Source organism: Streptomyces sp. IBSBF 2435, assembly GCF_036815005.1.
Classification (GTDB): domain Bacteria; phylum Actinomycetota; class Actinomycetes; order Streptomycetales; family Streptomycetaceae; genus Actinacidiphila.
Genome location: NZ_JAJSYW010000017.1, coordinates 1 through 4,222, shown reverse-complemented (window position 1 = coordinate 4,222; position 4,222 = coordinate 1). Strand labels below are relative to the sequence as shown.

At 74.0% G+C, this 4,222-nt stretch carries 4 protein-coding genes; 2 read left to right on the top strand and 2 right to left on the bottom strand.

Annotated features, from left to right (window positions below; all coding sequences use genetic code 11):
- Nucleotides 1–563 precede the first annotated feature (563 nt).
- Together V7E46_RS05465 and V7E46_RS05460 are read left to right on the top strand one after the other, a co-directional pair.
- Complete coding sequence (locus tag V7E46_RS05465) at nucleotides 564–1,418, top strand: alpha/beta fold hydrolase (protein ID WP_333767341.1); 855 nt, start codon at nucleotides 564–566, stop codon at nucleotides 1,416–1,418.
- A 383-nt stretch (nucleotides 1,419–1,801) separates the two neighbouring features.
- On the top strand, nucleotides 1,802–2,683 hold the full coding sequence (locus tag V7E46_RS05460; protein WP_333767340.1) for an NAD-dependent epimerase/dehydratase family protein: 882 nt from the start codon (nucleotides 1,802–1,804) through the stop codon (nucleotides 2,681–2,683).
- Between the two features lie 80 nt (nucleotides 2,684–2,763).
- On the opposite strand, the gene V7E46_RS05455 is transcribed toward V7E46_RS05460, so the two are convergent.
- Both V7E46_RS05455 and V7E46_RS05450 read right to left on the bottom strand, forming a co-directional pair.
- Nucleotides 2,764–3,303: a DUF6529 family protein gene (locus V7E46_RS05455; protein ID WP_443053995.1), complete on the bottom strand. Its 540-nt coding sequence runs from the start codon at nucleotides 3,301–3,303 to the stop codon at nucleotides 2,764–2,766.
- 53 nt (nucleotides 3,304–3,356) lie between these two features.
- Nucleotides 3,357–3,890, bottom strand: a complete 534-nt coding sequence (locus V7E46_RS05450; RefSeq protein ID WP_333767339.1) for a COG4315 family predicted lipoprotein — start codon at nucleotides 3,888–3,890, stop codon at nucleotides 3,357–3,359.
- Nucleotides 3,891–4,222: the final 332 nt, after the last annotated feature.

The following is a 4,222-nucleotide window of genomic DNA, read 5'->3' as shown; positions in this document are numbered from 1 at the left end:
GGCGGCCTGCGCGGGTACGCGGATCCGGGCGCCCCACCCGCCCGCCCCCCACCGCCGAGAACGCGGGGGGGGCGGGCCGGACATCCCGGTGCACCCTCCCTGTGACCGTGCATTTTCGGACATTCGCCGCATTCTGGGCATACCGCGCACCATCGGCGGAAAGGAACGGCCAAGCGCCGCAGCGTGCATGCGGTCACGGCTGAGTGAACCAGGCGCCAGCAGCGTATGCGCCGATGCCTGACCCGCACCTCCCGGTCTTCCGCGCCCGGCCCGCGCTCACCGGCGGCTTCCGGCTCGCGGAGGGTCCGCTCTGGGACGCTTCGCGCGAGCGCCTGCTGCGGGTGGACGTCGAGGAGGGCCGGGTCTTCGAAGGGCGGATACGGCCGGGACGGGACACGCGTCGAGGTCGTGCGCGGACACGGCTTCGCGGGCACGGTGGGCGCGGTCGCCTGCGCGGACGGCGGCGTCTTCACCGCCAGGACCGGCGCCCGCGGAGTGCCCCTCGCACCATGGAACGGCCGCGGCCGGCCGCGCGCGCGTACCCCGGATGCCACAGTGGACCCATGACTCTTTCCGACGGGCTACCGCACGCGGACGGCGGCGCACCGACCGCTGAGGACACGGTCCTTCCGCTGGACGCTGGCGGCGTCCACGTGACCCAGGACGGCCCTCGGGACGCCCCCGCGCTGCTGCTCATCCACGGATCCGCCTCCTCGACCCGCTCGTGGGACGCGCTCGTACCGCTGCTCGCGCCGTCCCACCGCGTCATCCGGATCGACCTGCCCGGGCACGGCCGGTCGTCCGCACCGGCGGCCGGCCACGGCTACGGGATACCCGAGCAGGGCCGTACGCTCGGCGAGGCGCTGGACCGGCTCGGCGTCGGACACGCCGTCGTCGTCGGCCATTCCAGCGGCGGCTACGCCGCGACCGCTCTCGCCGAGCAGCGCCCCGAGCTGGTGACCGCACTCGTCCTGATCAACACCGGACCCAGCCCGGCCGCCTTCACCGCACCGGCGTCCGCCCCGATCGACCCCTCGCGGTGGCCGCCGGGCGACGAGCAGATCCGCCGCATCGCGAGCACCGCTTTCCGCGCCGGGTACGACGTCCCGCAAGCCTTCGTGGACGACATCAGCGGTATGAGCTACCAGGCCCTCGCCGCCGCGGGGCAGGCGGCAGTCGCCTATCTGAGCCGGCAGGCGATCCCCGACCGGCTGACGGCCCTCGGCAAGCCGCTCCAGGTCATCTTCGGCGACCAGGACCGCAGATGGCGCCCCTCGTCCGCCGCCGAGTACGACGCGGTGCCGGGCGCGAGGGTCGACGTGCTCCCCGGCGCCGGCCACACCCCCATCGTGGAAGACCCGCCGCGTACGGCCGCACTCCTGCTGGCCTTCACCACGGCCCGCACGGCGGCGCCCTGACCTTGTCGACGCGTAACGAACGCGGCACGCACCCCGTGCGACACGGCGATGCTGACGCCGAGATCCTCGATCGCCTCGTCCAGCACCGCTTGAAGGCGCGTCAGCCGCTCCGGTGCGAGAGCCCGGTGGTCGCTGAACGTGGCGACCAGGCCGGCCCAGCCCGTGCTGACCGTCACCTCCTGCCGGCAGGCGCGGGTCTCGACCGGTCCGGCCGGCGGCGACCGGTCGCCCGGCCGCCGTCGCGGGGCGGTCAGCTGTTGGCGATGCGGACGACGCCCGTGATCAGGTGTTGGGGCGTGCCCGCACGGGGCCCGACAGCGGAAAGGGTCGGCTCCCCTGCGAGACGAACGCGGCTGTTCCAGGTATCTGTGAAGGGGTTCGTCATGCGTGTCTTCCTCACCAGTGGTTCCGGCTACGTCGGCAGGTCCGTGATTCCGGCACTCGTCCGCGCCGGCCACGACGTCACGGCACTGGCGCGCAGCGAGTCCTCCGCCGCCGCGGTGGCCGCGCTGGGGGCCGCGCCCGTCCGCGGAGAGCTGACCGGCACGGAGGTCCTGCGCCGCGCCGCGGAGCAGGCCGACGGCGTGATCCACCTCGGCGCGAGCACCGGTCCCGACGCCGCGGCCGTCGACCTGGCCGCGGCGCGCGCCCTGCAGGCCGGGCTGGACGGCCGCGGCGCCTACGTCCACACCGGCGGGGTGTGGGTGTACGGCAACACCGGCGGTGTGGTGGACGAGGACGCGCCGAAGGCTCCGCCGCAGATCACCGTCTGGCGGGTGGCCAACGAGGAGAAGGTGCTGGCGGACGCCGATCGCGGCGGACGACCCGTGATCGTCATGCCGGGCCTTGTCTACGGCAACGGCGGCCACCTGACCAGGGCGTTCTTCACCGAACCCGGCCGGGCCTCCGGGGTGGTCCCGCTGATCGGCGACGGCGACGGCGGCGGCCACTGGGCGCTCGTCCACGTCGACGACCTCGCCGAGCTGTACGTGCTGGCCCTGGACGCGACCCCCGGCTCGGTCTACGTCGGCGTCAGCGACCAGAACATTCCGCTGGCCGACATCGTTCAGGCGCTCTCGGTGGCGGCCGGCCACCCCGGCGGTGTCGAAAGGCTCACCCTCGACCAGGCCGTGGAGCGGATGGGTCCGATGGCCGAGGCGTTCGCCCTCGACCAGCAGCTCACCGGCGCCCGTGCCCGGCGCGAACTCGGCTGGACCCCGCGGCACCCGGACGCGCTCGCGGATCTGGCGGCGGAGGGCGCCTGAGCAGCCGTCCCGCGCCGGGGCCGACCGCCGTACCCGGTTCCCCGGACGGCGGCGCACCAGCAGGACCGCGGGACGGTGTGTCAGGTGGAGGACAGGCCGGGCACGGAGTCGCCGTTGAGCACCCACAGGCCTGCGGTATACCAGAGCAGGGCGATGCCGATGACCAGCAGCGATCCCATGATCGGCAGCAGCCAGCCCGGCAGCCGGCGGGAGTGGACCACCAGCACCTTGGCGACGAAGGCACCGTAGAAGGCGCAGCCGGCCACGGAGTGGATCGCCACGCGCGGGCTGCTGGTCTCGACGCCGTAGGTGGCCAGGCAGTGCCAGGCGATCGGCAGGGAGAACAGGAAGGCGAAGAAGCCCAGGGCGCGGTGGCCGATCCTGACCGGGCGTGGGGCGGCGCGCAGGCCGGGCAGCCGGCCGTACATCCACAGGGCGAGGCCGAGCTGGATCAGGGCCAGGCAGAGCAGGGCGCTGCCGAGGCGGGCCTTGAGGTCGACCGCGTCGGTGCCGTGCTGCCCGTACAGGCCGTTGTTGTAGTCGGGGGTGTGGTGCCTGCCGAAGAAGTAGATGCCGAGGCCGACGGCGATCGGCAGCAGGATGCCGAGCACGACAGCCACCGCGCGCACCGCGGGGCTGCGGCGGGGCGGTCGCGCGCTGGCGCGGGACCCGGTCAGCTCGTGACCTGCTTGCCCTTGGCGTTCACGACGTACCACAGGGCGCCGAACTGGTTGATGCCCTGGCCGTTGGTCTGGCCTGGCTTGGTGTCGCCGACGTAGTAGTAGAGCGGGTGGCCGTTGTAGCTGACCTCCTTGGCGCCGCCCGAGCGCGGGGCGGTGCCCAGCAGCTTCTTGTCGGTGCCGCTGCCGGCCTTGGCGGTGCTGGTGGTCAGCAGCGGCGGCCAGGCCACGGCGCAGGCGCCGGTGCAGGTGGACTTGTTCTTCGAGTCTGCCGCGAAGAGGTAGAGGGTGCGGCCCTTGGCGTCCACGAGGATGGTGCCGAGCTTGCCCGCGGACTTCGTGGCCACAGTGGGCTGGCCGGGCTGTGAGCTGGCGACGGCCGCGGCGGTGGCTTCGTCGCCGCCGCCGGAGGAACTGCTGGAGGTGGACGAGCCGCTCGTCGAGGTCGAGCTGCCGGAACAGCCGGCCAGCAGCGAGGTGAGCAGGGTGACGGCGGCACAGGAGGCCGCCGCATGGGTGCGCTTCATCACAGCTCCGAAGGTGGGCGCAATGGGGGTCCAAGCGTCTCTCCGCGCCCCCGCCGCGCCCGGGTACGCCACACACCTGCGCCGCAGCGGCCGGCCAGGATCAGCCAAGCGGACCAGTGGGCCGGGGCGCCGCCGCCCGGCACGCGGTTGCGCGGCGAGCAGGGCCACGCTCGTCATCCGGGTGCCTCAGGAAGATCGGTCGGGGTGACCTCCGGGCCGGCTTCGACACGGCACGGAGCGCGGTACCCCCGCTGACAGCGGCGGGTCCGCTCCCATGGTCCGCCGCCCCCACCGCGCCCGCGCCCGCACCGCCAGGCCGACGTAGAAGGGGT